Genomic DNA, 22710 nt, shown 5'->3' with positions numbered 1-22710 from the left:
GATCCATGACTGGCGGTCAGCGGCAGCGACGGGACGGTTCAAGGGCCACCCGTCTGGTGACGCCGGCGATGGGCGCCCTCGCAGTCGGAGCGGTATTCGGCGCGGTGACCTCCCTGGTCAATGCCCTCTCCGGCCACTTCGCCGACCTGGAAAGCCGGGAGGCCACCACCAGCGGAGTGTCGCCGCTGGAGGTCATCAGCGTGCTGCTGGACTCGGATTGGGCCTGGGCGGGGCTGGCGGTCGCCACGGGATGGCTGGTCACCCGCACCGAACAGAACCCTCGTGCAGCGCTCGCCACGGGTGCGGCCGCCGGTGCTCTGGCGTTGATCGCGGCCACGACCGCCTACAGCGTCGTGGACACCATCCGCGGCGCCGGGGCCGCCCACTGGTGCCAGTCCGAACCATTCTTCTGGTGGGTCGCCGGCGTCGTGTTCGGACCTCCCTTGGGAGCCATAGGCGCCTGCATCAAGCGGCCCACCCTGACCGGCCTGCTGGCGCGACTGACCGTGCCAGTCGGCGCCGCCGCGCAGATGTTGGTGCTCCCACCTGGCCGCAACAACACGATCACCACCATCGGGCAGGCGGTCGTGTGGACGGCTGCCGCCGCGAGCATCGTCTTCGCCGTCAGCCACTTCTTCAACGTGAAACGGCGTCTCACCTCGTAGACCGGCACGTGCGTCAGCCGGGAGCGGCGTCCCCACGTGCCGCCAACGGACGCAGCCAGGCTGCCGGGCTCCTTCTCGCCGGGGTAGGAGCCCCGCGCTCACGGCACCCTCTTTCGACCCGTCTTCGGCAGAAACGCCAGCCGCACATCCCCAACAGGGCAAGTTCGTGTGAATGGCCGCTGTCAGCCACCGGACAGGGTGTCGTTCACAACGCCACCTTCGCCATCTTCGCCCGGACGGCGGCGTCGAGATCGATACCCATGCGCGCGGCCAGGATCGCCGCGCAGATCATCACATCGGCGACCTCCCCGGCCGCCGACTCGAGAGTGAAGGCGCCGAGCTTGTCGGCCCGCTGGTAGCGCACGAACCCGAGCACCTCCCTCTGCAGTTCTCCCGCCTCCTCACCGAGCTTGGCGCTCTGCGCCAGCAGGAAGAACTCCCGGTCCCTGGCGTCGTCGGCGGCCAGGCCGAACACAGCCGCCAGACGATCGGCCTGCCAGGCAGCCCACCGGCCGAGTTCCTCCAACGTCATGCCGCCCGCCCCGTCCCCGAACGTGGGCGCGCTGCCGCCGGACGTGGGCGCCTCGCCGTCGCCGCGCGCGCCACTCGCGGAAGTCAGGACGGCTCCTGCGGTGCGAAGCGACGCCTGGTGACGCCGCTGTCCAACTCGATGACGCTGCGGGCCCACGGGCTCATGCGCAGCCGGGGCACGACCGCCGCGGCGAACCAGTGGAACATGATTCCCTCCGTGACCGGCAGAGCCGCCGCGTCCCCGTCCCACCGCCCGCGGAAGACATTGATGTGGCCCTTCGTCGTGCCGTCCGGCCCCAGACTGCGCGCCACGGTGAACCGCTGCAGGCCGGGAATGGACAGCCCGGCCTCCTCCATCAACTCACGGCGGATCGTCTCCTCGGGAGACTCCCCCGCCTTGCGGTTGCCGCCGATCAGGGACCAGGTGCCCGGATCGCAGATGCCCGGCACGTCATCCCGCAGGTGCAGCAGGTATTCGCCGCGGGCGTTCACCAGCAGCGCCGCTGTGCCCTTGACCCGCTCATCGCCGGGCGTCTCGTCCTGGCCGTCGTTCCTGCTCATCCGTCCTGCCGCCCGTCGTGCTCGTCGCCTTGCAGGTACTGCCGCGCAGCGCCCGGGCCGGCCTGCCACCGGTGCCGCTCGGCTGTCTCCAGCGGCGCCGTGCCGGAAGTGCACGCCCGCGTCGCCACCTTCCACACCCCTCCTGGCGAGACCGGCAGGGCGGCGCCGTGCGTCTCACGGGTATCGGCCGGCGGATCGTCCGCCATTGCCTTCCGAGCGCGCATCAGCAGGCCCTCCCAGCCGAGCCGGTCGTCGCCCCGTCGTAGGTACAGCGCCGACTGGCCGAGCATCTGCTGTCCCGCCCAGTCGGCGTACAGCGCTACCTCAGCCTCAATGACAGGATGGCGCGAAGCCAGGGCCAGTTCACCACGCATCGGCCGCGATGACATCGGCGAACGCATCGCCGAGCCGCCACAGATGGACACGGACGGGCAACTCCACCCCACCGACACCGCGCCCCATTCGGCTGGGTCCAATGGCGGGCGGAGCGCACGGTCGCTCATGGCCCCAAGCGTAGGGGCGGGCACTGCGGAGCGGACCCGGCGCCGAAATTTATACCGGCTCAGCTAGTCACGTATGTCCAGTAGGTGGACGGGGCGGCTCCGACGATGAGACCGCCCCGGGCAGCGGCGCCCCAGGGACGCCTGGCACCCTCCCCACGTCCGACGGCGAGAGGATCGCCCTAGCGTCCTGACCAGCGGACATACCCCCATGAACGATGCGGGGCCCGACATCAGCGCACGCCGTCCCCACGGGCTGGGAGGGATGCCGTGGCCTGCACGGCTGGGCACGTGGCGGCGCGACCGCGCCCACTCCTTCGCCGATGCCGGGAGCGTGTGCTGGATCTGCCGTCACGTCGACGCCCGCTGCGCCAACCATGAGATCCCCATCGCGCAGTGGTGCGCGATAGGAGTGACCTGAAGGCCCCGGACGCCCTCGCCCCTCACCGACGACTTTGAGCGGCGGTCCTACCCCGCGCCCAAGGATTCACGAACGTCCCCTCCGACCGGCGACGCTGGTGGCCGACCCGGGCTGTCAACCCCGCAGCGCATTCAAGTCGGCGCCACCGCTGATTTGAGCGACCGCCCCTACCCCACGCCAAGAGCTCACGCGCGTCACCTCAAACCAGCGACGCTGATGGCAGGCCCCGGCTGTCAACCCGACAGCGCGCTCAAGTCGACGCCATCGCTGATTTGAACGGCGGTCCCTACTGCGCACACAGGGACGTGGGGGTCACCTCGGAACAGTGACACCCGGTGGCCGAGCCGGGCTGTGAAGTCGGCGGCGCATTCCGGGTCGGCGTTCAGGCGCGGGGGCCTCTGTACGAGTCGATAGCGGTGCCGTTATGGTTTCTCATATGAACAGTAGCTCAGATGTTCAGATATGGTTCTGGACGGATGCCCGAGCCGGGCGGCCTTTCCCGAACAGGTGACGCTGGGTTGCGACGCGATGTCGGACGTCCATGCCGTCCAGGACCTGGCGGCGGTGATTCATCTGCTGGGCAACCCCGGGCGGCTGCGTCTGCTGACCGCTCTGCTGGAAGGCGGCGAAATGTGCGAGTCGGGTCTGGCCGCCGTGACCGGGCAGGGCGAGTCGGGGTGTGGAGGCCCCGCGCCTGCTGCGCGCACCAGGTGGTGAGCGTCCGTCGGTCCGGCAGCATGGCCTACTCCCCCGACGCCCACGTCCGCATGCTGCCGACCCTCGCACTAACCCACGTCTGAAGCGGCCCCGACAGCGATACCGCACACGGCACCAACCGGCCCCCCAAAACGACACACGAACACCAAGGAGGACACAGGTGGGACACGGACACGGGCATGCTCATGCCGCCGGACACGCGGGCGGAGAGCATCGATGGCGGCTGGCTGTCGCGTTCGCGCTCATCGCCGGGTTCTTCGGAGTGGAGCTCGCGTATGGGCTGCTGTCGGGGTCGCTGGCGCTGCTGTCGGACGCCGGGCACATGGCGGCCGACGTCGTCACGCTGGGCGCAGCGCTCGTGGCCACCCGGATCGCCACCCGCCCCGACACCACCGGGCAACGCACCTACGGCTCGTACCGGGCCGAGGTGTTCGCCTCGGGGTTCGCCGTGCTGGTCATGGTGGGTGTTGCCGTCTACATCGTCGCCGAGGCGCTGACACGGATCGGCGAGCATGCCGAGGTCTCCTCCACGCCGATGCTGGTGGTGGGGGCGCTGGGCCTGGCGGTCAACGTCGCGGCGATGGTGCTGCTGCGCGCGGGGGCGTCCGAGAGCCTCAACGTGAAGGGCGCCTATCTGGAGGTTGTGGCCGACACCGCGGGGTCGGTCGGGGTGATCGTCGCCGGTGTGCTGGTGGCGGCCACCGGCCAGGTCCTGTTCGACACCGTGGTCGCCATCGCCATCGGTGTGTTCGTGGTGGTGCGGGCCGTGGCGCTGGGCCGTCAGGTGGTGGCGGTGCTGGGGCAGCACGCTCCCGAGGGCGTGAACGTGGGCCGGGTGGCCGCCGACCTGGGGGCGGTCGACGGTGTCCAGGACGTCCACGACCTGCATCTGTGGACGCTCACGTCGGGCATGCACGTGGCCACCGCCCACCTGGTCACCTCCGACCAGACCGCCACCCACGGGGTGCTCGACCGCGCCCTGCAGGTGCTACGCGAACGGCATGGTGTCGCACACGCCACCCTGCAGGTCGAACCCGCCGACCACACCGGCTGCGACGCCGTCTCCTGGTAAGGACCACAGGGCCCTGGTGTTCGGGAGCGAGCCTGCGGATGCTGCTGTTCACCGCCGCCAACCTGGCCGCCCCACTGGTCACCACCCGGCCCGCGACGTCACCAAACCCGTTTCGATGCCGCCAAGGCCGCCGCCAAGAACCGCGTCAACGATCCGGAACTGGTGGCGTCCAGGCTGCTGGAACCCACCTGACAGCCGTCGAGGAGGTGGGCCAGGCCGTTGGAGGCACGCGGATTGAGGCGATGCGTCAGGTCAGAGGTTGCGAACGCGGTGGACATGCGCGGTGGGTCGGGGCCTGGAAGGCGCGGACGGCACGCTGCCCCGCCGGGCCCGCGACGCGGCTCAGCCCGGGGCCTTGCGGCTGAGGTGTTCCCAGGCGCGGTACTCCTCGGTCCTGGCCTGGTTCATCTGCTGGACCAGGTCGAAGGACTGCGCGCCGACGATCAGACGCAGGGGCGGCTGCGGCAGGTCCACCAGTTCCATGACGACCGGCGCGGCGGTGCTCGGGTCCGGTCCCGCCTCGTCGCCCCACAACTCGGCCAGCTTCTCCCTGACCGGGTCGTAGGCCGGGTTGGGCGTGGTGGCCGTGGTGCCGATGGTGAACAGGCCGGTGTCGTAGCCGCCCGGCTGGACGATGGTGACCTTGACGCCGAAGGGCTCGACCTCCATGGCCAGCGCCTGACCGAGGGAGTCCAGCGCCGACTTGCCCGCCGCGTACAGGCCGGCCGAGGCCACGCCGCCGCCCGTGCCCATGGTCGTGACCAGGAGGATATGGCCCGAACCCTGGGCCCGCAGGTGGGGGAGCACGGCCTGGGTGACCCAGATCTGACCGAGGACGTTGACGTCGAAGTGGGCCCTGATCTGGGCCTCGGTGGCCTCTTCGATCATGCCGTACAACATCGTCCCGGCGTTGTTGACCACGATGTCGAGCCGGCCGAACGCCGCCGCCGCCCGTTCCACGCCCTCGTGCACCGCGGCGCGGTCGGAGACGTCCAACGGCAGGCACACCAGGCTGTCGGGATGGTCCGCCTGCAGCGCCGACAGCGGTTCGACGTCGCGGGCCGCGGCCACCACGCGATCTCCCCTGGTCAGCGCCGCCTCGGCGAACGCCCGGCCCAGCCCCCGCGACGCACCCGTGATGAACCAGACGCGCATGCCGATCAACTCCTCACCGTATACGAGACGAGACGGTTCGTTCCGTCTTGCCGAAACCTTAGCGGCACCTGCCCTCCGTCTGTCAAGACGGTCCGTCTCGTCTCGCATGGGGTAGGATCGTCCGCGTGCACAAGAAGCCCGATCCCGCGCGCCGCAGCGAACGGTCACGGCAGGCCATCCTCCAAGCCGCCAGGGAACTCGTCACCGAGGTGGGGTACGCCAAGCTCTCCATCGAGGCCATCGCGGCGCGAGCGGGGGTGGGCAAGCAGACGATCTACCGGTGGTGGCGGTCCAAGGGGGCCGTGGTCTTCGACTCGTTCCTGGCGTTGAGCGAGGACACGCAGGGGATGGCGCTGCCCGACACCGGAGACATCGAGGCCGACCTGAAGACCGTGATGCGGGCGACCGTCGCCGAATTCGCCGACCCGGCGTTCGAGGCGCCGATCCGGGCGCTCAACATGGAGATCGTGGCCGATCCGGAACTGGCGGCCCAGTATCGGGACAAGCTGGCGGGGCCGGTGGACGAGGCCAAGAAGGAGCGGCTGCGCAGCGCGCAGCGTGCCGGGCAGATCGCCGAGGACGCCGACCTCGACCTGGCGCTGGAGCTGCTGTACGCACCGGTCTACCAGCGTTGGCTGCTGCGGACCGGGCCGCTCACGCCCGAGTACGCGGACGCGCTGGTCGATGCCGTGCTGCGGGCGCTGCGCCCCTGAACCCTCCGGGCTCGCTCTGCCGCTCTGAGACGCCGGCTCGCGGAGACGTCGTCATTCTCAGGGTGTCCCGAACCAGCCGCAGAGCGCCTCTCGCAGCACGGGCACTACAGATTGCCGATCACCCACCAGCCGCTGAGGCACTCCTGCATCGGCCGCATCCTCCATGCGGTCTTCGCCGGGATGAGCCCCGGTCGCAGCAGGAGCACACCTCGTGATCACCCGCGGCCCGGACGGCCACGTCGGCGGATCGGGGCGCGCTGGTCGCGTTCGACGTGGAACGCCGTGGGCTAACGTCCGGTTTTGGCGCGCTCGTAGTGGCGGGCGGCTTTGGCGCGGTTGCCGCAGACGGCCATGGAGCACCAGCGCCGGGTTCCGCTTTTGGTCGTGTCGTAGAAGTACAGCACGCAGTTGGGGTGCGCGCAGGGTTTGACGCGGCCGGGGCTGTCGGCCATGAGTCGCAGGTAGTCGGTGGCGGCCAGCCAGGACGGCAGCCAGGCGGGGTCGTCGGTCCGCGGGTGGCTCTCCGGGCCGCCGGGGCCGAGCCGGTAGTGCAGCGCACCGCGTTCCAGGACCCGGTTGAGCGCGTCCATCGCTTGCGGGGACGGGCCCCGGTCCAGCAACTCCAAGAGGATGCCGCGGGTCTGCAGGGCGGCGTCGAGCGTCGCCTGGTCGGCCACCGCGCGGTCGTCCAGCCCGGCCGAACGCAGCCAGACGGCCAGACCGTCGGTGGAGTCGAGCAGGTCGCGCCGGACGCCGTCGTCGTTCCACCGCGTGTTGAGCAGGTCCAGGCACAGCGGTTCGCCGACCAGCGGACGAGGGTCCGCGGCGCCCCGCTGCTGGGATCGATGTTCCTGCGCCACACGGCGATTCTACCCACCTAACGCGACTTAGCCGGTTGACGATCGAATGCCTAACCATCTATCGTCCGATAGACAGTTAGGTCGATCGCCGGGCGAGACAGCCCGGGTTTGCGAGGTGTGTCATGGAAACGATCGCGATCAAGGCCCTGCAGACGGGACACGTGGGGCTGAACGTGACCGATCTGGATCGGTCGCTGCCCTTCTACCTGCGCGTCTTCGGGTTCCAGGTGCAGGCAGAAGGCAAGGAGGCCGGCCGCCGCTGGGCCTTTCTCGGACGGGACGGGCGGCTGGTGCTGACCCTGTGGCAGCAGAGCGACACCGCCTTCGCGACCCGCTCGGCCGGCCTGCACCACCTGTCGTTCCAGGTCGAGTCGATCGACGAGGTGAAGGCCGCCGAGCGGGTGCTGCGCGAACTGGGCGCCGAGTTCGCCCACGACGGCGTCGTCCCGCACGGCGAGGGCGTCTCGTCCGGCGGGATCTTCTTCACCGACCCCGACGGGACCCGCCTGGAGATCTACGCGCCCACCGGCGCCGACACCGCTCCCGCCCCCAGTGGAGCAGCTCCGACCTGCGGTTTCTTCTAACCTTCACCGGCCCATCGAAAGGAGGCCGCTGTGGCGGCCGACGTCTACCACGAAGGCGAACGAGCCGCCCAGCGGCGCGCCGGCCTGCTGGACCAGGGCGCGTTCTCCGCCCGTGCCGTCCGCGCGGAGATCCCCGAGGTGGCGCGCAAGTTCCTGCTCCAGCAGCCGATGCTGGTGCTCGGCGCCGCCGACGCCCAGGGACGGATGTGGGCCACGCTGCTCACCGGACGGCCCGGCTTCCTGCACGCCGAGGACGCCCGCACCCTCACCATCGACGCCCGCCCGGCCGCGGGCGACCCGCTGCACGACCGGCTCACCGAACCTGCGCCGGTCGGGATGCTGGCGATCGAACCGGCCCGGCACCGGCGGATGCGGATGAACGGCCACGCCGTCCCGACCGCGCACGGCCTGCACGTCACGCTCGACCAGGTGTACTCGAACTGCCCCAAGTACATCCAGAAACGCGAATCGCGGTGGGAAGCGGCTGTTCCGGCCCCGCCGCGGCGGTCCCGCGCATTGACCGGCGACCAGCAGCGGTGGATCAGCGGCGCCGACACCTTCTTCATCGCCACCTCCGACCGCGAGGGCAACGCCGACGCCTCCCACCGCGGCGGGAACCCGGGCTTTGTGGAAGTGGTGTCACGGACCGTGCTGCGCTGGCCCGACTACACCGGCAACGCCATGTTCAACACCCTGGGCAACCTGGAGGTCCAGCCCCGGGCCGGGCTGCTGTTTGCGGACTGGCGCACCGGCGCCGTCCTGCACCTCACCGGCACCGCGCGCACCGACTGGGATCCCGCGCATGCCGCCGCGGTGCCCGGCGCCGAACGGCTGGTCGAGTTCACCGCAACCGACGTCATCGAGATCGCCGGGGCCGCGCCACTGCGTTGGAGCGAACCCATCCCGTCCCGTTTCAACCCGCCTGTACGTCCGCCCGAGGAAGCCCTGTGATCCCCATCGCCCGCAACGACGTCGCCCAGGCGCTCACCGGCAAGGCTCCGGCACGCCCCACCGCCTCCGCCATCGCGACCGCCACCGCAGCCGGCGCCGTCGCACTCACCCTGCTGGTCGCGATCGGTCACGTCTTGCACCGGCCGGTGCTCGTGCCGCCGCTGGCCGCAAGCGCCGCCCTGGTGTTCGCCGCTCCCACCCTGCCGCTGGCGCAACCTCGCAACGTCATCGGGGGCCAGTTCGTCTCCGCCTGCGTCGGTTTCTGCGCCCTGGCCCTCGCCGGCGACGCCCCTTGGACGGCAGCCCTCGCCGGCGCCCTCGCCATCGGCTCCATGGCCTTGGCCCGCACCCCGCATTCCCCCGCCGCCGCGACCGCCGTCCTCGTCGTGCTGACCGACCCCGAGCCCGTCACCTTCCTGGGCCTGCTGCTCCTGGCCACGATCGTCATCGTGGCCGTCGGCGTCATCGCCGCCCGCCGCACCTACCCGGCCTACTGATGGTGACCCGCCGATCGCCGCCAACGGCCCGGACACCGTCTCTGTCTGCCCTCGCCGAACACCTCGGTCTGATCCGGTGTCGTTCAGGATGTGATGGCGGATGTCGTCGATCCGCTCGGCATCCATCCCGACCATGCGCGCCGTCTCATCGGCGACGCCTCTAGCCAGGAGAAAGAAGCTCCATGGGTTGGCTCCCTCCCGAGCAGTACGTCCAGACGCTGCCGAATGCCACGATGTACGCCGCCCTCTACTTCACCGACGTCCACGGCAACCCCTTCGCCTTGCGCTCTGCCCAGAAGGTGGAGGCGTGGCAGTTCCCGGGCGGCAACGTCGAACACGGCGACATCACGCCGTTCGCCACGGCGGTCCGCGAGTGCCGGGAAGAGACCGGCATCAACTTCGTGGAACCGCCGCGCCTCCTGCTCACGCACTTCCTGGCGCCCGAGCCCGGATGGCCTTGCGCGAAGATCGGCTTCGTCTTCGACGGCGGGGTCCTGACCCCGGACGATCTCGACCGGATCGTCCTCGACCCGGCCGAGCATTCCGAATGGCTCATCCAGCCTCTCGACGAATGGAAGAGGGTCATGAGCCCCCGTCTCTTCGCACGTACCGCAGTGCTGTTCGAAGCGCGCCGGACCAACTCCGCGACGTTCTTGTGCGAGCCAGGCCATGTGACTTCCTGAACTGTCAGGTGTCAGTGAACGTCTTCGTGCTGCTTCCACACGCCGAGGTCACGCAAGCTCTCGGCCGTCTGCACAATCGTCGTTTCGGCGAGGCGGGGGCGCCATCGGAGTTCCTTGCGGGCCCGGTCGTTGTGAATGACCGGCCGCGGCGGGTCGTCCCCCGGCGCCTCCGTCGTGGGCACGCGCGAGGCGCCGAGCCGTCGGCGCAGGATGCCGGCGACCTCCAGGAAGCTCAGCGCCGGGCCGTCGGCGACGGCGAGGAAGCGCTTGCCGGCGGCCTCGGGCGCGGCCATGGCGCGCAGGTGCAGGTCCACCACGTCGCGCACGTCGACGACGCCGAAGCGCCGGCGGGGCGCGACGCTCATCGTCCCGTCGAGCATCGCCTTGATCAGTTGCGTCGAGGAGCGCAGGTCGGTGGTGAGGGTAGGCCCGAGGATGAACGTCGGGTTGACGACGACGAGTTCGGTGTCGCCGCCGTCGCGCCTCATCAGGTCCCACGCGGCGCGCTCGGCGATCGTCTTGGAGCGCGGGTAGGGCGCCAGTCCCGGGGTGTCGGGATCGGTCCAGTCGTCCTCGGTGAATTCGGCGCCCGGTTTGGGGGTGTACCCGACCGCGGCGAACGACGAGGTGAGCACGACGCGCCGGACGCCCGCGTCGCACGCGGCACGCAGCACCCGCAGCGTGCCCTCGCGGGCCGGGACGATCAGCTCGTCAGGGTCCTCGGGCTGGGAGACTGGAATGGGCGAGGCGACGTGATGGACCTCCGCGCACCCGGCCACGGCGGCGGGCCAGCCGTCGTCGGCCGCCAGGTCCGCGGCGACGACCTCCAGTCCGGCGTCGTCGGCGCGGCCGCGGCGCACCGCCGCGCGCAGGTCGGCCTCGCGGGCCGTCGAGCGCACCGTGGCGCGTACCGGGCGCCCGGCCCGCAGCAGCGCGGCGATCAGATGCGTCCCCACATACCCGGACCCGCCGGTGACCAGGACCCGGCTCATCGCAGCACCCCCAGGCCGCCGACCGCATCCACCAGACGCCGCACCGCCGCGGCCTCCGCGGCGGTGTCGCCGCGGTCACGGGCGTCCCACAACGCCGCCTTCTCCCGCAGGTAGCGCAGCCGGGCCTGGTGGGCGGCGATCTCGGCCTCGATGCGCTCGGCATGCCGCAGCAGAAGATCGCGCTGCTCGGCCGCCGCCGCCCGTCCGCGGGGACGGTTCGCCAGGTACGTGCGCATGTCCTCGATGCCGACGCCGACCGCGCGCAGACAGGCCAGCACCTCGATCACGTCGAGGTCCCGGGGGCGGTAACGGCGGTGCCCGCTGTGCTCGTCGCGGTCGACCGGCCCGATCAGCCCGACATCTTCGTAATAGCGCAGCGTCGGCTCGCTCAGCCCGCTGTGCCGAGACACGTCCTGGATGGTGAAGGTCGTCATGCCAGGCAGCAGACCACACCTCAAGCGCTTGAAGTCAATCCCAGGCGGCAGAGGTAACGGCGGCCAGAACGGCTCACGGGTCGGCGGGTAGGATAACGTACTAGTTCGTTCATTAGTGGAGGCGTCCGGAACATGCGCAGATCCATCGCCACGGTGTCGCTGAGCGGCTCGCTGCCCGACAAGCTGACCGCGATCGGCGCTGCGGGCTTCGACGGCGTCGAGATCTTCGAGAACGACCTGGTGACCGGCCCGATGAGCCCGGAGGACGTGCGAAGCCGAGCCGCCGATCTGGGCCTTTCCATTGATCTGTACCAGCCGTTCCGCGACTTCGAAGCGGTGCCGCCCCCCGTGCTGGCACGCAACCTGCGGCGCGCCGAGCACAAGTTCGCGGTGATGGAACGGCTCGGAGCAACCTGCATGCTGGTCTGCTCCAGCGTCTCCCCCGATTCGGTGGACGACGACGCGCTGGCGGCCGAACAGCTGCACGTCCTGGCCGCGCGGGCCGCCCGGCACGGGATCCGGATCGCCTACGAGGCGCTGGCCTGGGGCCGCCATGTCAGCGACTACCTGCACGCATGGCGGATCGTCCGGGCCGCCGACCACCCGAATCTGGGCCTGTGCCTGGACAGCTTCCACATCCTGGCGCGCGACGTGGACCCGTACGCCATCGAGACGATTCCGGCCGAGAAGATCTTCTTCCTCCAACTGGCCGACGCCCCGGCACTGCCGATGGACGTCCTGTACTGGAGCCGGCACTACCGCTGTTTTCCCGGCCAGGGGGATCTGGACGTCGCCGGACTGGTCGGGCACGTCCTGCGCGCCGGCTACGACGGGCCGCTGTCGCTGGAGGTGTTCAACGACATCTTCCGGCAGGCCGCGGCCATGCGCACCGCGCAGGACGCCATGCGCTCGCTCGTCGCCCTGGAGGAGGCGGTCGACCATCGGCTCGACCGCGCATCTCGTCCGGCAGCGCTTTCCAGGGCGCCTTCTCCCGTGGTTCCGAGCGGGTTCGCGTTCGCCGAGCTGGCCACGCCGGACACCGAGGCTCTGGGCGACCTGCTGACCGCGCTCGGATTCGCGCGCACGGGCGTGCACGCGCACAAACCCGTCGAGCTGTGGGAACAGAACGAGGCCCGCATCCTGCTCAACACCGGCAGTCCCGAAAGCCAGGACGGCCCGGTTCTCGGTGCCATCGGGCTGGAATCACCGGACCCGGCCGCCGCCGTCAAACGCGCCGAGGCGCTGCTGGCCCCCGTGCTGCCGCGGTTGCGGGCCCCTGAGGACGTCCCGCTGGACGCGGTGGCCGCTCCGGACGGCACCGAGCTGTTCTTCTGCCGTACCGGCCATCCCGACCATCCGAGCTGGACCGCCGACTTCCGTCAGGCCCCCGGCGAGGCCGGAACCGGAGAGATCACTCATATCGATCATGTCGCGCTGACACAGCCCTGGCACCACTTCGACGAGGCGTCGCTGTTCTACCGCAGCGTCCTGGGCCTGCGCCCGCACGAGAGCCTCGAACTGCCCGACCCGTACGGTCTGATGCGCAGCCGGGCGGTCTCCACCGAGGATGGGCGGGTCCGGATCGCCCTGAACGTCGCCTACGTCGGTGCGCACGATGGCGCACCCGACGTGGCCTGGCAGCACCTGGCGCTGGCCAGCACCGACATCGTCACGACCCTCCGCAGGCTGCGGGACGCCGGAGCCGCACAGCTGGCCATCCCGGACAACTACTACGACGACCTGGAGGCACGGTACGACCTGGGCGCCGAACGGCACCGCCTGCTGCGCGAACTCGGCCTGCTGTACGACCGCGACGACCACGGCGAGTTCCTGCACTTCTACACCGCGACCACCGGACGGATCTTCCTGGAGGTCGTCCAGCGCCTGGGCGGGTACCGCGGATACGGCGCTCCCAACGCCCCTGTCCGGCTCGCCGCCCAGTATGCGGACCAGGGCGGCCGTCGGCGAGGCAGCCGATCACGATCGTCCTAGGATGGCTGTCGTCCGGCAGCCTCTCCAGGAGTCACATGTCGTCCCAGTCCCCTGCCCCCGCTTCGAACGGGCGCCGGCGCGACGCCGAACGCACTCGCGCCGAGATTCTGGAGGTCGCCCAGCGGGAGTTCGCGCGCAAGGGCTACGCCGGCGCGCGGGTGGACGAGATGGCCGCGCTCATGCGCACCACCAAGCGGATGATCTACTACTACTTCGGCAACAAGGAGAAGCTGTACATCGCCGTGCTGGAGAAGGCCTACACCGAGGTCAGGACGGCCGAGTCCGCGATCGACGTCCAGCACCTGGCGCCGGTCGAGGCGATCCGCACGCTGGCCGAACTGACCTTCGACCACCACGACGCCCACCAGGACTTCATCAAGCTGGTCAGCATCGAGAACATCCACCATGCCGAGCACCTGCGCAAGTCCGAGATACTGACCAATCTCGGCGGACCGGTGACCGGGCTCATCTCGCAGATCCTGGAGGCCGGACGGGCGAGCGGCGACTTCGTCACCGACGCCGACGCCATCGACGTGCACATGATGATCAGCGCGCTGTGCTTCTTCCGGATCTCCAACCAGCACACCTTCGGCGCCCTGTTCGGCCGCGACCTGACCGCCCCCGAGCACCGCGCCCGGCACCGCGAGATGACCGGCGAGGCCGTCGTCGCCTACCTCACTGGGAGCGGTCGCCGGCAGTCGGCGGGGCGAGGCGAGACCGGCTGAGCGCGTTGAGCACGCGGCCGGCGGACGATGCGGCACTGCGCAGGGCCGCATGCATGGAGGGGTTCACGCCGGCCGCCTCTTCCGCCTGGGTCGTACATGCCCAGGGATGCCTTGTGGGACGAGGCGACACGCTGGGCGACCATCACGGCGGCGACGGGAGCAATAGCGTCCGCTTTCTCGACGAGATCCTGCCGCCAAGGGCAGTAAGCCGATCCCACGGCGCCACCACCATGTGCGCCGAGCTGGGTTTCCCCGCTCCCCTGGCCCGCGGCCTGTTCATCCTCAGCCGGAGCATCGGAACCCTCGTCCACGCCTGGGAGGAGACCCAGCGGGGCCGTCGCGACAAGGGGCCGATCCCCCGCTCCGTCCTGCCCGGCAGCCTGACCTGACGTACGTCGGTCCCTCGCGCAGCCGGGGCGGCGCCCCTTGCCCACGGCGCCGCTGATCCGGGCGCCCGGTCGGCATCATCCGAGGTGAAGGTTGCTCTGATCTCTTGACATGTGATGCGGGACACCAGAACATACGTGACGGCCCGGTAATTAACTATCTAGTTCGTACTTACGGGCTCTCACCCCGAGGAGCATCACGTGCGCGACCACCCCACCGCCGTCACGACGGGGCCGCCCGGGCAGGGCCAGCCCCGCAAGGCCGCACTGGCCGCCTGGATCGGCAGCGCGCTGGAGTACTACGACTTCTTCATCTACGGCACCGCCGCGGCGCTGGTGTTCGGCAAGATCTTCTTTCCCGACTCCGACCCGGCCGCCGGCACGCTGCTCGCGCTGGCCACGTTCGGCGTCGGTTACCTCGCGCGGCCGGTCGGCGCGTTCGTCCTGGGGCACGTCGGTGACCGGTTCGGTCGCAAGAAGGTGCTGGTCTTCACCGTCATGCTGATGGGTGCCGCCACGTTTCTCGTCGGCTGCCTCCCCACCTACGGCCAGGTCGGCCTGCCGGCACCGGTCCTGCTGGTGCTGCTGCGGCTGGCGCAGGGCTTCTCGGCGGGCGGCGAGCAGGCCGGCGCGAACTCCATGACGCTGGAGCACGCTCCCGCCGACCGTCGCGCCTACTACACCAGCTTCACCCTGAACGGCACCCAGGCCGGCCAGATCCTGGCCACCGCGATCTTCCTGCCGGTCGCGGCGCTCCCCGAGGACCAGTTGCTGAGCTGGGGCTGGCGGGTCCCGTTCTGGCTCAGCGCGGTCGTCATGGTGGCCGCCTACGTCATCCGCCAGAAGCTCGCCGAGACCCCGGTGTTCGAGCAGGAGGCCGCCCAGGGCACCGTCGCCGGGCTGCCGCTGGCCGTCCTGTTCCGCGACCACTGGGCCGACGTGCTGCGCGTGATGGTCGCCGCCGTCATCGCCTCGGTCAGCACGATCTTCACCGTCTACGCGCTCTCCTACGCGGTCAACACGATGGAGTTGGAGAAGACGCCCATGCTGTGGGTCGGTGTGCTCGCCAACGCGGCGGCACTGGTCGCGCTGCCGCTCTTCGGCGGTCTCGCCGACCGGATCGGGCGCAAACCGGTGTTCATCGGCGGCTCGCTGGGCTGCGCGGTGCTGATGTTCGCCTACCTGTGGGCCATCTCCGAGGGCGACTACCCCCTGATCTTTCTGGTCGGCATCCTGATGTTCGGTGTCGTGCACAGCGCCACCGGCGGCGTCTGGCCCGCCTTCTACGGGGAGATGTTCAGTGCCCGCGTCCGGCTGTCGGGCACCGCCATCGGCACTCAGATCGGCTTCGCGATCGCCGGTTTCGCCCCCAGCATCGCCGGCGCCATCGCCGGTGACGGCCCGGACGCCTGGCTGGGAGTCTCGATCATCACCGCCGTTCTGTGCCTGGTCAACGTCGCCGCCGTCGCGACTGGCCGAGAGACCTACAAGGTCCCCACCGAGCAGCTCGGCACCCGCCCGACGGCCGCCTCCCCCGCCCCCGCAGCGGCGGAGCCGGCATGAGCGGTGACACCTTCCGGGTGTACGCCCTGTGCTACGCACGCCGCGACGGACGGCGCGGCCAGCACTTCCACGGCTATGACGAGCGCTGGAACGAACCGCACCCGACCGCGTACTACGTCTGGCTGGCGGTCTCCGACCGGCACACGATCGTCGTCGATGCCGGGATCAGCCCCGATCAGGTCCACCGGCTCGCCGGGATCGACTACCGCTCCTCGCCCGTGACGCTCCTGGCCGACATGGGAGTGGCCGCCGACTCGGTCGACCACGTCGTCCTGACCCACCTCCATAACGACCACACCGGCACGGCCGCCGCCTTCACGAATGCGCGATACGTCGTCCAGCGGCCGGAACTGGAGTACTGGACCGGCCCGTGGGCACGCCGCATCGAACGGGAACGCTGGCTGGTCAGCAACGACGACCTCGCACACCTGCGCGCCGCCGGGGACAGGCTGCGGCTCGTGGACGGGGACGCCGACGTGGTGCCGGGCCTGAGCGTGCACCTGGTCGGCGGCCACACCGCCGGCACGCAGGTGGTACGGATCCGTACCGCCCGCGGCCACGTGGTGCTCGCCTCCGACGCCGCCCACTTCTACGAGAACCTGGAAACCGACCGCCCGTTCGCGATCCTGCACAGCATGACCGGCATGTACGGCGCGTTCGACCGGATCAAGGAGCTGGCCGATGGCCCGGACCTGATCGTGGCCGGCCACGACCCCGAGGTCCTCGAACGCTTCCCGTGCCTGTCGGGACCCTTCCGCGACCGCATCGCCCGCATCGCCTGAAACCACAGATATCGGGGTACCAATGCGACCAACCGTCCTCGTCCTGAACGGCCCCAACCTCAACCTCCTCGGCCGGCGGGAGCCGGAACTCTACGGCACCGTCACACTGGCCGAGATCGAAGCCCGCTGCCACGCGGTCGCCGCGGACCACGGCCTGCGTGTGGACTTCCGCCAGAGCAACCATGAGGGAGCCCTGGTGGACGCCGTCCAGGAGGGCGCCGACGGGATCGTGATCAACCCGGCGGCCTACGCGCACACGTCCGTCGCGCTGCGCGACGCCCTCGCGACCGCGGGCGTCCCGATCGTCGAGGTCCACCTGACCAACATCCACCGCCGCGAGGCGTTCCGGCACACCTCCCACAGCGCCGCCGTCAGCGACGCCGTGATCTGCGGCGCCAGCGCGCACGGCTACGAACTGGCGTTGCTCCACCTGGCCGAGCTGATGGGCGAGGAGGGCCGGGGATGACCGCGCACCTCATCGGGTTGATCGGCTCGGGGATCGGCTCCTCCCTCAGCCCCGCCCTGCACGAGCGCGAGGCACACCACCACGGCCTGCGCTACCTCTACAAGATCCTCGACATCTCCGACCTCGGAGTCGCCGCCACCGCCGCGGGCGACCTGGTCCGCACCGCCCGCCGGCTGGGTTACACCGGACTCAACATCACCCATCCGTGTAAACAGACAGTGATCGACCACCTCGACGACCTGTCACCGGACGCCGCCCGCCTCGGCGCCGTCAACACCGTGACCTTCGACGGCGACCGGGCCATCGGCCACAACACCGACTGGACGGGCTTCGCCGAATCCTTCGCCCGCGGCCTGCCCGACGCCGCCACGCACCGGGTCGTGCAAGTCGGCGCCGGAGGCGCCGGCGCCGCCGTCGCGCACGCACTGCTCACCATGGGCGCCGACCAGGTCACCCTCGTCGACACCCGCACCGCCCGCGCCGACGCGCTCGCCGCTGCACTCACGCAGCGCTTCGGTGCGGGACGTGCCCGCTCAGCGGCCATCGCCGACCTGCCTGCCGCGCTCCGGCACGCGGACGGCCTCGTCAACGCGACCCCGATCGGCATGGCCGCCCACCCCGGCTCCCCCGTGCCGGCCGAACTGCTCCACCCGGACCTGTGGGTCGCCGACGTCGTCTACCGTCCGCTGCGTACCGAACTGCTCGAAAAGGCCCGCGAGATAGGCTGCCGCACCCTGGACGGCGGGGGGATGGTCGTCTTCCAGGCAGCGCACGCCTTCCGCCTCTTCACCGGCCTCACCCCCGACACCGACCGGATGCTCGCCCACCTCTCCGCCCTGATCACAGCATGACCAGCGGACCAGTCGGCCTGCCCGGCGTCTCGCCGTCACCATGCCCGACGCAGCCTGGCGCCGGCCTCGCTCCCGAGCATCCCCGGCGTCGAGTTCGCCGCCCGCTATCGGCCCGGCAAGGCGAGCGTCGGGAGTGACTGGGTGACGTCCTGTCCCAGGTCCCTCTTCGTTGCCGGCGGCGAACTCGTGCCAGTTGGGGCACATGGCCAGGCGTCCTGCGCCGTCGCACCGCCCGCCGCCCCGGTCGGCGGCGAGGCGCCGCCGACCGAGGACGCGCACGCCGGTGGGACCTACCAGACGACACCCCCGTCTGACCGAGGCGCCGCTCAAGACCGGACGCCGACCTCCTCCGCGAGCATCGCCGCCGGCTCTGAAGTAGGCGAAAGCCAGCGCGGGGTGGCCGTGCGAGGCCAGCCGCTCGCCCGCGTACCGGTCGCCGTTGCCGCCTTCATGCTCGACGGACTCGTGGAGACCGCAGTCGAACAGTTCCTGCGCGGCGCCCGCCCACCTTCGTAGCTCATGCCGTCACAGCAGGACCGGGCCCGCGCCACGCTTGGACCGTGCGGGCGGCGGTATTGCCGCGCGTCTCCTCCTCGGCCGACGACAGCCGCGTCAGCTTGATGTCGGTGTTGCCGGGGGCCAGCAGGGTCTTGAAGGCGAACGACGCGTCGAGCGCCTGGTTGAGCATGGCCACCGGGCCGACGACCGAGGCGCAGTAGGGCAGCGCGCCGTCGACGAGGTCGGGCCTGCGTTCGGCCAAGCCGGCGGCGATGTTGCCGCCCATCGAGGACCCCCACGCCAGCGTGGCCTCGGGCGTCCCGGCAGCCTCGGCGAGGACGGCCAGCGTGGAGGCGGAGTCCCGCATGGTCTCCTCGACGGCCCAGCCGTCGCCGTACGGCCGTGTGCCGGCGAGGGCGTAGCCGTGCTCCAGCAGCCAGTTCTGCGCGGGGACGCCAAGACCGTGTTCACCAAGGGCCACGACACGGCGGTCGCCTCGCTGCTGGCCGGCGACTGCGACGTCGCGTTCGTCGGCGACGTGTTCGTCGACACCCTGCTGCCGGCACGGGGCCAGCTCAAGCCGGGCCAGGTCCGCAAGGTGTGGACCTCGCCGCTCATCCCGGGACCGCCCGTGGTGGTCGGCACCTGGCTGCCGCAGGACATGCGCGACAAGATCACCAAGACCGTGACCGGGCTGACCGCAACCGGCGCGGCCTCCGCCGGGCTGTGCGCGGGCAAGGAGATCAAGGGCCCGGCGGCCTGGGGCGACCAGGCCGGCGCCACGGCCTGCCCGCTCGGTTCGTCCAACGCCTGGACCTTCGTCGCGGCCGACGACGGCACCTACCAGCCGATCGCCCGGATCTGCGAGGTCACCAAGGCCGACGTCTGCACCTCCGGTGACTGAGGAGCCCGTCATGAAGAACATCGGCGGCGGGGCGGTACTGGACCTCGCCGGGATCGAGAAGGGCTTCGGCGGCGGCGTCGTGCTCGACGGCATCGACCTGACCGTTCCGCAGGGCCAGTTCGTCGCGCTGGTCGGCCCCTCGGGCGCCGGCAAGTCGACCCTGCTGCGGCTGGTCAACGGGATGCACCTGCCCGACCGCGGCACCGTCCGCACGCTCGGGGCCGACCCCGCCGGCTGCTCCCGCCGCGAGCTGCGGGCGCTGCGCGCCCGGGTGGGGTTCGTCTTCCAGCAGTTCGGCCTGGTCGGGCGGCTGTCGGCGCTGGAGAACGTGCTCAAGGGGGCGCTGGCCACGCTGCGCTGGCCGCGCTACGGCGTGATGACCTACCCGCGCCCCCTGCGGGAACGGGCGGTGGAGCAGCTGGACCGGGTCGGCCTGGCCGACAAGCGCTTCCAGCGCTGCGACACGCTGTCGGGCGGCCAGCAGCAGCGGGTCGCCGTCGCCCGGACGCTGGCGCAGCGCCCGGAGCTGATCCTGGCCGACGAGCCGGTCGCCTCGCTGGATCCGGCCGCCAGCGTGCTGGTGCTCGACACCCTCAAGCGGATCAGCGCCGAGGACGGCATCTCCGTCGTGTGCAGCCTCCACCAGATCGACCTGGCGCTGTCCACGGCCGACCGGGTGGTGGCGCTGCGGTCGGGTCGGATCGTGCTGGACGAGCCCGCCGCCACCCTCCCGGAGGAACGGCTGCGGGCCGTCTACGAGGAGACGGGCGCCCGCCATGACTAGCGCCGAACAGGCCGTGCACGTCGAACGGCAGGCTCCCGGCCCGGGGCCGCTGCGCCCGCCGCTGGGCGCCCGCGCCGTCGTCACGGCCGGGCTGCTCACCGCCGCCGTGACCGTCACCTGCGTGACGTTCTGGTGGATCGGCCTGTCGCCGCTGACGCTGGCAGCCGGGCTCGGCGACACCCGGCGGCTGCTGGAACGGATGCTGCCGCCGGAGTTCCCGGCCGCCGGCGTTCCCGGCCGCCGGCGACATCGTCTCGCTGATCGTCGAGACCCTGCTGATCGCGGTGGCGGGCACCGGGCTGGCGGCGCTGGCCTCGGTGCCGCTGGCCTTCGCCGCCGCGCACACCCGCCCCGGCCGCAGCCGGGTCCGGCCGGTGGCCCGGCTGGTCATCGTGCTGACCCGGGCGGTGCCGACGCTGGTGTTCGCGATCCTGTTCGTGCGGGCGTTCGGGCTGGGGCCGCTGGCCGGAGCGCTGGCGGTCGCGGTGCACTCGGTCGGCATGATCGCCAAGCTGCTGGCCGACGCGATCGAGGAGGCCGACCCGGTCCCGGCCGAGGCGGTCCGCGCCTGCGGGGCCCGCGAGACGCAGGTGGCCTTCTCCAACGTGCTGCCGCGCGTGCTGCCCGCGCTCGTCGCCGTGGTCCTCTACCGGCTCGACATCAACATCCGGGCGTCGTCCGTGCTCGGCGTGGTCGGGGCCGGCGGCATCGGGGTGGCCCTGCAGACGGCGCTGGGCAGCCTGGACTACCGGCGCGCGGCGGGCGTCATCTGCGTGATCATCGTGCTGATCCTGCTGCTGGAACTGCTGTCGGTGGCGATCCGCCGGCACAGCGGGGAGGACCGGTCGGCCGGGTCGGCGGCGCTGCCCGCCGGCAGGCGCGCCCGTCACGACGTCGGCTGGGACCGCGACCGCGTGCTGCGGTAGGCCGGGTCGGGCACGGCCGTGGCGGTCTTCCTGGTCGCGCTGTGGTCGCTGGACCTCAGCCTGGACCGGCTGGCCGGCGCCTGGCCGAACGTGCGCGCGATGCTCACCGGGATGTGGCCGCCCGCATTCTCCGGCGAGATCTTCATGGGGGTGCTGGAGAGCCTGCTCATGGCGCTGGGCGCCGCCTCCGTCGGCACGCTGGGCGGCCTGGTGCTGGCCCTGCTCACCGCGACCGGTGTCGCTCCCTGGCGACCGCTGTCGGCGCTGGTCCGCGCCCTGGTGGTGGTCATGCGGGGCATCCCCGACCTGGTGTACGCGCTGCTGTTCGTGGCGGCGCTGGGGCTCGGCCCGTTCGCCGGGTTCCTGGCCCTGTGGATCTCCTGCACCGCGCTGGCCGCCAAGTTCTTCACCGACTCCCTGGAACGGCTCGACCCGGTCCCGCACGAGGCGCTGACCTCGGTCGGCGCCACCCGGCCGCAGGCGTTCACCGCCGGGATCTGGCCGCAGTTCGTGCCGTCGTTCACCGGCAACGGCCTGTTCGTCGCCGACCTGGCGCTGCGCGAGTCGATCGTGCTGGGCATCGTCGGCGCGGGCGGCGTCGGCTACCTGATGCAGGAGTCCATCGCCACCCTGCGCTACGACGTCACCTGCGCCATCGTCATCGCGATCGCCGTCGTCGTCTACGGCATCGAGGCGCTCGCCCGCCTCGCCCGCCGCCACCTGCTGTGACCCGCCCGCCGAGGAAGGAAGCGATGACCGCCGAACGCCCGTCCGACTGGGATCCCCGCCTACCGGAGACATTCGACAGCTCCCACGAGGTCTACGCCGGCCTGCGGCGGCGCTGCCCGGTGCCGTGGAGCGACGCCTACGGCGGCTTCTGGGCGGTGACCCGCTACGAGGACGTCGTACGGGTCGCCCGCGACAGCGACACGTTCAGCACCGCCGTGCAGAACGTCGTCCCGCACGTGCCGCGCAGCGCCCGCCGGCCCCCGCTGCACTACGACCCGCCCGAGCACGGGGTCTACCGGGCCCCGCTGGACCGGGTGATGAGCCGCGCCGCGGTGCGCCGCCTGGCGCCCGCCTTCGCCGAGGCGGCGCACGAACTGCTGCGGCCGATGCTGGAACGCGGCGGCGGCGACTACTCCGCGGAGTTCGCGCTGCCGTTCGCCGCGCAGTGCTTCGCGCTCTTCCTGGACCTGCCGGTCGAGCGGGTACTGGAGATCCGCCGCATCGGGGTGGAGTACAGCTTCGCCATCCAGGACATGGACAGGCCCCGTATCAGGGCGGCCAGCGACGAGTTGTACGGCATCGCCCGCAGGATCGTCGACGAACGCCGCCGCGACCCCGGCGACCCGGACACCGACATGGTCACCAGCCTGCTGGAGGCCGCCCGCGACCCGGACCGCCCGATCCCCGACGACCTCGTGGTCGGGACGGTCCGGCAGACCATCGTCGCGGGCATCGGCGCCCCGCACGCGGTGCTCGGCAGCACCGCCG

The 22710-nt window shown here is 71.2% G+C and carries 28 protein-coding genes and 1 pseudogene; 19 read left to right on the top strand and 10 right to left on the bottom strand.

Going from position 1 to position 22710, the window contains the following annotated elements; translation table 11 throughout:
- Positions 1-5: 5 nt before the first annotated feature.
- On the top strand, positions 6-665 hold the full coding sequence (locus tag ABZ801_RS35885) for a DUF6518 family protein (protein WP_360706851.1): 660 nt from the start codon (positions 6-8) through the stop codon (positions 663-665).
- A gap of 205 nt (positions 666-870) precedes the next feature.
- Here the strand turns inward: ABZ801_RS35885 and ABZ801_RS35880 are convergent, their stop codons facing one another.
- The 3 genes from ABZ801_RS35880 to ABZ801_RS35870 all read right to left on the bottom strand — a co-directional run bounded on the left by ABZ801_RS35880 (position 871) and on the right by ABZ801_RS35870 (position 2260).
- Positions 871-1197 (bottom strand): hypothetical protein, encoded by a 327-nt coding sequence (locus tag ABZ801_RS35880; protein ID WP_360706848.1) that lies wholly within the window; start codon positions 1195-1197, stop codon positions 871-873.
- Between the two features lie 83 nt (positions 1198-1280).
- Positions 1281-1757: an NUDIX domain-containing protein gene (locus tag ABZ801_RS35875; RefSeq protein WP_360706845.1), complete on the bottom strand. Its 477-nt coding sequence runs from the start codon at positions 1755-1757 to the stop codon at positions 1281-1283.
- A complete protein-coding gene (locus ABZ801_RS35870) occupies positions 1754-2260 on the bottom strand; it encodes a hypothetical protein (RefSeq protein WP_360706842.1) in 507 nt (168 codons plus the stop codon). The genes ABZ801_RS35875 and ABZ801_RS35870 overlap by 4 nt, the downstream gene beginning before the upstream one ends.
- A gap of 946 nt (positions 2261-3206) precedes the next feature.
- Here ABZ801_RS35870 and ABZ801_RS35865 point away from each other — a divergent pair.
- Entirely contained in the window at positions 3207-3395 is a 189-nt protein-coding gene (locus ABZ801_RS35865) for a helix-turn-helix transcriptional regulator (protein ID WP_360706839.1), read from the top strand.
- 160 nt (positions 3396-3555) lie between these two features.
- Positions 3556-4467: a cation diffusion facilitator family transporter gene (locus tag ABZ801_RS35860; protein ID WP_360706836.1), complete on the top strand. Its 912-nt coding sequence runs from the start codon at positions 3556-3558 to the stop codon at positions 4465-4467.
- A gap of 98 nt (positions 4468-4565) precedes the next feature.
- Here ABZ801_RS35860 and ABZ801_RS35855 read toward each other — a convergent pair whose 3' ends face one another.
- Entirely contained in the window at positions 4566-4745 is a 180-nt protein-coding gene (locus ABZ801_RS35855; RefSeq protein ID WP_360706833.1) for a hypothetical protein, read from the bottom strand.
- A 64-nt stretch (positions 4746-4809) separates the two neighbouring features.
- The gene (locus ABZ801_RS35850) at positions 4810-5622 is read right to left on the bottom strand and encodes an SDR family NAD(P)-dependent oxidoreductase (RefSeq protein WP_360706830.1); all 813 of its coding nucleotides are present in this window, start codon (positions 5620-5622) and stop codon (positions 4810-4812) included.
- A gap of 125 nt (positions 5623-5747) precedes the next feature.
- On the opposite strand from ABZ801_RS35850, the gene ABZ801_RS35845 reads away from it, so the two are divergent.
- Positions 5748-6335, top strand: a complete 588-nt coding sequence (locus tag ABZ801_RS35845) for a TetR/AcrR family transcriptional regulator (protein ID WP_344939574.1) — start codon at positions 5748-5750, stop codon at positions 6333-6335.
- 287 nt (positions 6336-6622) lie between these two features.
- On the opposite strand, the gene ABZ801_RS35840 is transcribed toward ABZ801_RS35845, so the two are convergent.
- Positions 6623-7195 (bottom strand): CGNR zinc finger domain-containing protein, encoded by a 573-nt coding sequence (locus ABZ801_RS35840; protein ID WP_360706826.1) that lies wholly within the window; start codon positions 7193-7195, stop codon positions 6623-6625.
- A gap of 131 nt (positions 7196-7326) precedes the next feature.
- On the opposite strand from ABZ801_RS35840, the gene ABZ801_RS35835 reads away from it, so the two are divergent.
- From ABZ801_RS35835 to ABZ801_RS35820, 4 genes are all read left to right on the top strand, one after another.
- Positions 7327-7779, top strand: a complete 453-nt coding sequence (locus ABZ801_RS35835) for a VOC family protein (RefSeq protein WP_360707015.1) — start codon at positions 7327-7329, stop codon at positions 7777-7779.
- Between the two features lie 30 nt (positions 7780-7809).
- Complete coding sequence (locus ABZ801_RS35830) at positions 7810-8730, top strand: pyridoxamine 5'-phosphate oxidase family protein (protein WP_360706823.1); 921 nt, start codon at positions 7810-7812, stop codon at positions 8728-8730.
- Positions 8727-9227, top strand: a complete 501-nt coding sequence (locus tag ABZ801_RS35825; protein ID WP_360706820.1) for an HPP family protein — start codon at positions 8727-8729, stop codon at positions 9225-9227. Before ABZ801_RS35830 ends, ABZ801_RS35825 begins: the two co-directional genes overlap by 4 nt.
- A 233-nt stretch (positions 9228-9460) precedes the next feature.
- Entirely contained in the window at positions 9461-9910 is a 450-nt protein-coding gene (locus ABZ801_RS35820; protein ID WP_360706817.1) for an NUDIX hydrolase, read from the top strand.
- 11 nt (positions 9911-9921) lie between these two features.
- On the opposite strand, the gene ABZ801_RS35815 is transcribed toward ABZ801_RS35820, so the two are convergent.
- Together ABZ801_RS35815 and ABZ801_RS35810 are read right to left on the bottom strand one after the other, a co-directional pair.
- Positions 9922-10902: an NAD-dependent epimerase/dehydratase family protein gene (locus ABZ801_RS35815; RefSeq protein ID WP_360706815.1), complete on the bottom strand. Its 981-nt coding sequence runs from the start codon at positions 10900-10902 to the stop codon at positions 9922-9924.
- Positions 10899-11336 (bottom strand): MerR family transcriptional regulator, encoded by a 438-nt coding sequence (locus ABZ801_RS35810; RefSeq protein WP_344939589.1) that lies wholly within the window; start codon positions 11334-11336, stop codon positions 10899-10901. The genes ABZ801_RS35815 and ABZ801_RS35810 overlap by 4 nt, the downstream gene beginning before the upstream one ends.
- Positions 11337-11468: 132 nt before the next feature.
- Between ABZ801_RS35810 and ABZ801_RS35805 the strand changes: the two genes are divergently transcribed.
- From ABZ801_RS35805 to ABZ801_RS35775, 7 genes are all read left to right on the top strand, one after another.
- The gene (locus ABZ801_RS35805) at positions 11469-13328 is read left to right on the top strand and encodes a TIM barrel protein (protein ID WP_360706812.1); all 1860 of its coding nucleotides are present in this window, start codon (positions 11469-11471) and stop codon (positions 13326-13328) included.
- 35 nt (positions 13329-13363) lie between these two features.
- Positions 13364-14053, top strand: a complete 690-nt coding sequence (locus tag ABZ801_RS35800; RefSeq protein WP_360706809.1) for a TetR/AcrR family transcriptional regulator — start codon at positions 13364-13366, stop codon at positions 14051-14053.
- A gap of 113 nt (positions 14054-14166) precedes the next feature.
- Positions 14167-14442, top strand: a complete 276-nt coding sequence (locus tag ABZ801_RS35795; RefSeq protein ID WP_360706806.1) for a hypothetical protein — start codon at positions 14167-14169, stop codon at positions 14440-14442.
- Between the two features lie 198 nt (positions 14443-14640).
- Positions 14641-16002 (top strand): MFS transporter, encoded by a 1362-nt coding sequence (locus ABZ801_RS35790; RefSeq protein ID WP_360706803.1) that lies wholly within the window; start codon positions 14641-14643, stop codon positions 16000-16002.
- A complete protein-coding gene (locus ABZ801_RS35785; RefSeq protein ID WP_360706800.1) occupies positions 15999-16784 on the top strand; it encodes an N-acyl homoserine lactonase family protein in 786 nt (261 codons plus the stop codon). The genes ABZ801_RS35790 and ABZ801_RS35785 overlap by 4 nt, the downstream gene beginning before the upstream one ends.
- A gap of 22 nt (positions 16785-16806) precedes the next feature.
- The gene (aroQ, locus tag ABZ801_RS35780) at positions 16807-17250 is read left to right on the top strand and encodes a type II 3-dehydroquinate dehydratase (RefSeq protein WP_360706797.1); all 444 of its coding nucleotides are present in this window, start codon (positions 16807-16809) and stop codon (positions 17248-17250) included.
- Positions 17247-18101, top strand: a complete 855-nt coding sequence (locus tag ABZ801_RS35775; RefSeq protein WP_360706794.1) for a shikimate dehydrogenase — start codon at positions 17247-17249, stop codon at positions 18099-18101. The genes aroQ and ABZ801_RS35775 overlap by 4 nt, the downstream gene beginning before the upstream one ends.
- A 517-nt stretch (positions 18102-18618) precedes the next feature.
- On the opposite strand, the gene ABZ801_RS35770 is transcribed toward ABZ801_RS35775, so the two are convergent.
- Positions 18619-19080: an alpha/beta hydrolase gene (locus ABZ801_RS35770; protein WP_360706792.1), complete on the bottom strand. Its 462-nt coding sequence runs from the start codon at positions 19078-19080 to the stop codon at positions 18619-18621.
- On the opposite strand from ABZ801_RS35770, the gene ABZ801_RS35765 reads away from it, so the two are divergent.
- The 4 genes and pseudogenes from ABZ801_RS35765 to ABZ801_RS35750 all read left to right on the top strand — a co-directional run bounded on the left by ABZ801_RS35765 (position 19063) and on the right by ABZ801_RS35750 (position 21942).
- Positions 19063-19503, top strand: coding sequence for a PhnD/SsuA/transferrin family substrate-binding protein (locus ABZ801_RS35765; protein WP_360706789.1), 441 nt, complete (start codon positions 19063-19065; stop codon positions 19501-19503). The genes ABZ801_RS35770 and ABZ801_RS35765 overlap by 18 nt on opposite strands.
- Positions 19504-19513: 10 nt before the next feature.
- Positions 19514-20287, top strand: coding sequence for a phosphonate ABC transporter ATP-binding protein (gene phnC / locus ABZ801_RS35760; protein ID WP_360706786.1), 774 nt, complete (start codon positions 19514-19516; stop codon positions 20285-20287).
- A gap of 233 nt (positions 20288-20520) precedes the next feature.
- A pseudogene (gene phnE / locus ABZ801_RS35755) lies at positions 20521-21213 on the top strand (phosphonate ABC transporter, permease protein PhnE); the annotation flags it as partial.
- A gap of 18 nt (positions 21214-21231) precedes the next feature.
- Positions 21232-21942 carry an ABC transporter permease subunit gene (locus ABZ801_RS35750; RefSeq protein ID WP_360706783.1) on the top strand — a complete coding sequence of 237 codons (711 nt, stop codon included), beginning with the start codon at positions 21232-21234 and terminating at the stop codon, positions 21940-21942.
- A gap of 409 nt (positions 21943-22351) precedes the next feature.
- Here the strand turns inward: ABZ801_RS35750 and ABZ801_RS35745 are convergent, their stop codons facing one another.
- Positions 22352-22705, bottom strand: a complete 354-nt coding sequence (locus tag ABZ801_RS35745; RefSeq protein ID WP_360706780.1) for a hypothetical protein — start codon at positions 22703-22705, stop codon at positions 22352-22354.
- Between the last annotated feature and the right edge of the window lie 5 nt (positions 22706-22710).

It is taken from the genome of Actinomadura sp. NPDC047616, from assembly GCF_040642915.1.
Classification (GTDB): domain Bacteria; phylum Actinomycetota; class Actinomycetes; order Streptosporangiales; family Streptosporangiaceae; genus Spirillospora; species Spirillospora miaoliensis.
This window is presented reverse-complemented; position numbering and strand designations above follow the sequence as displayed.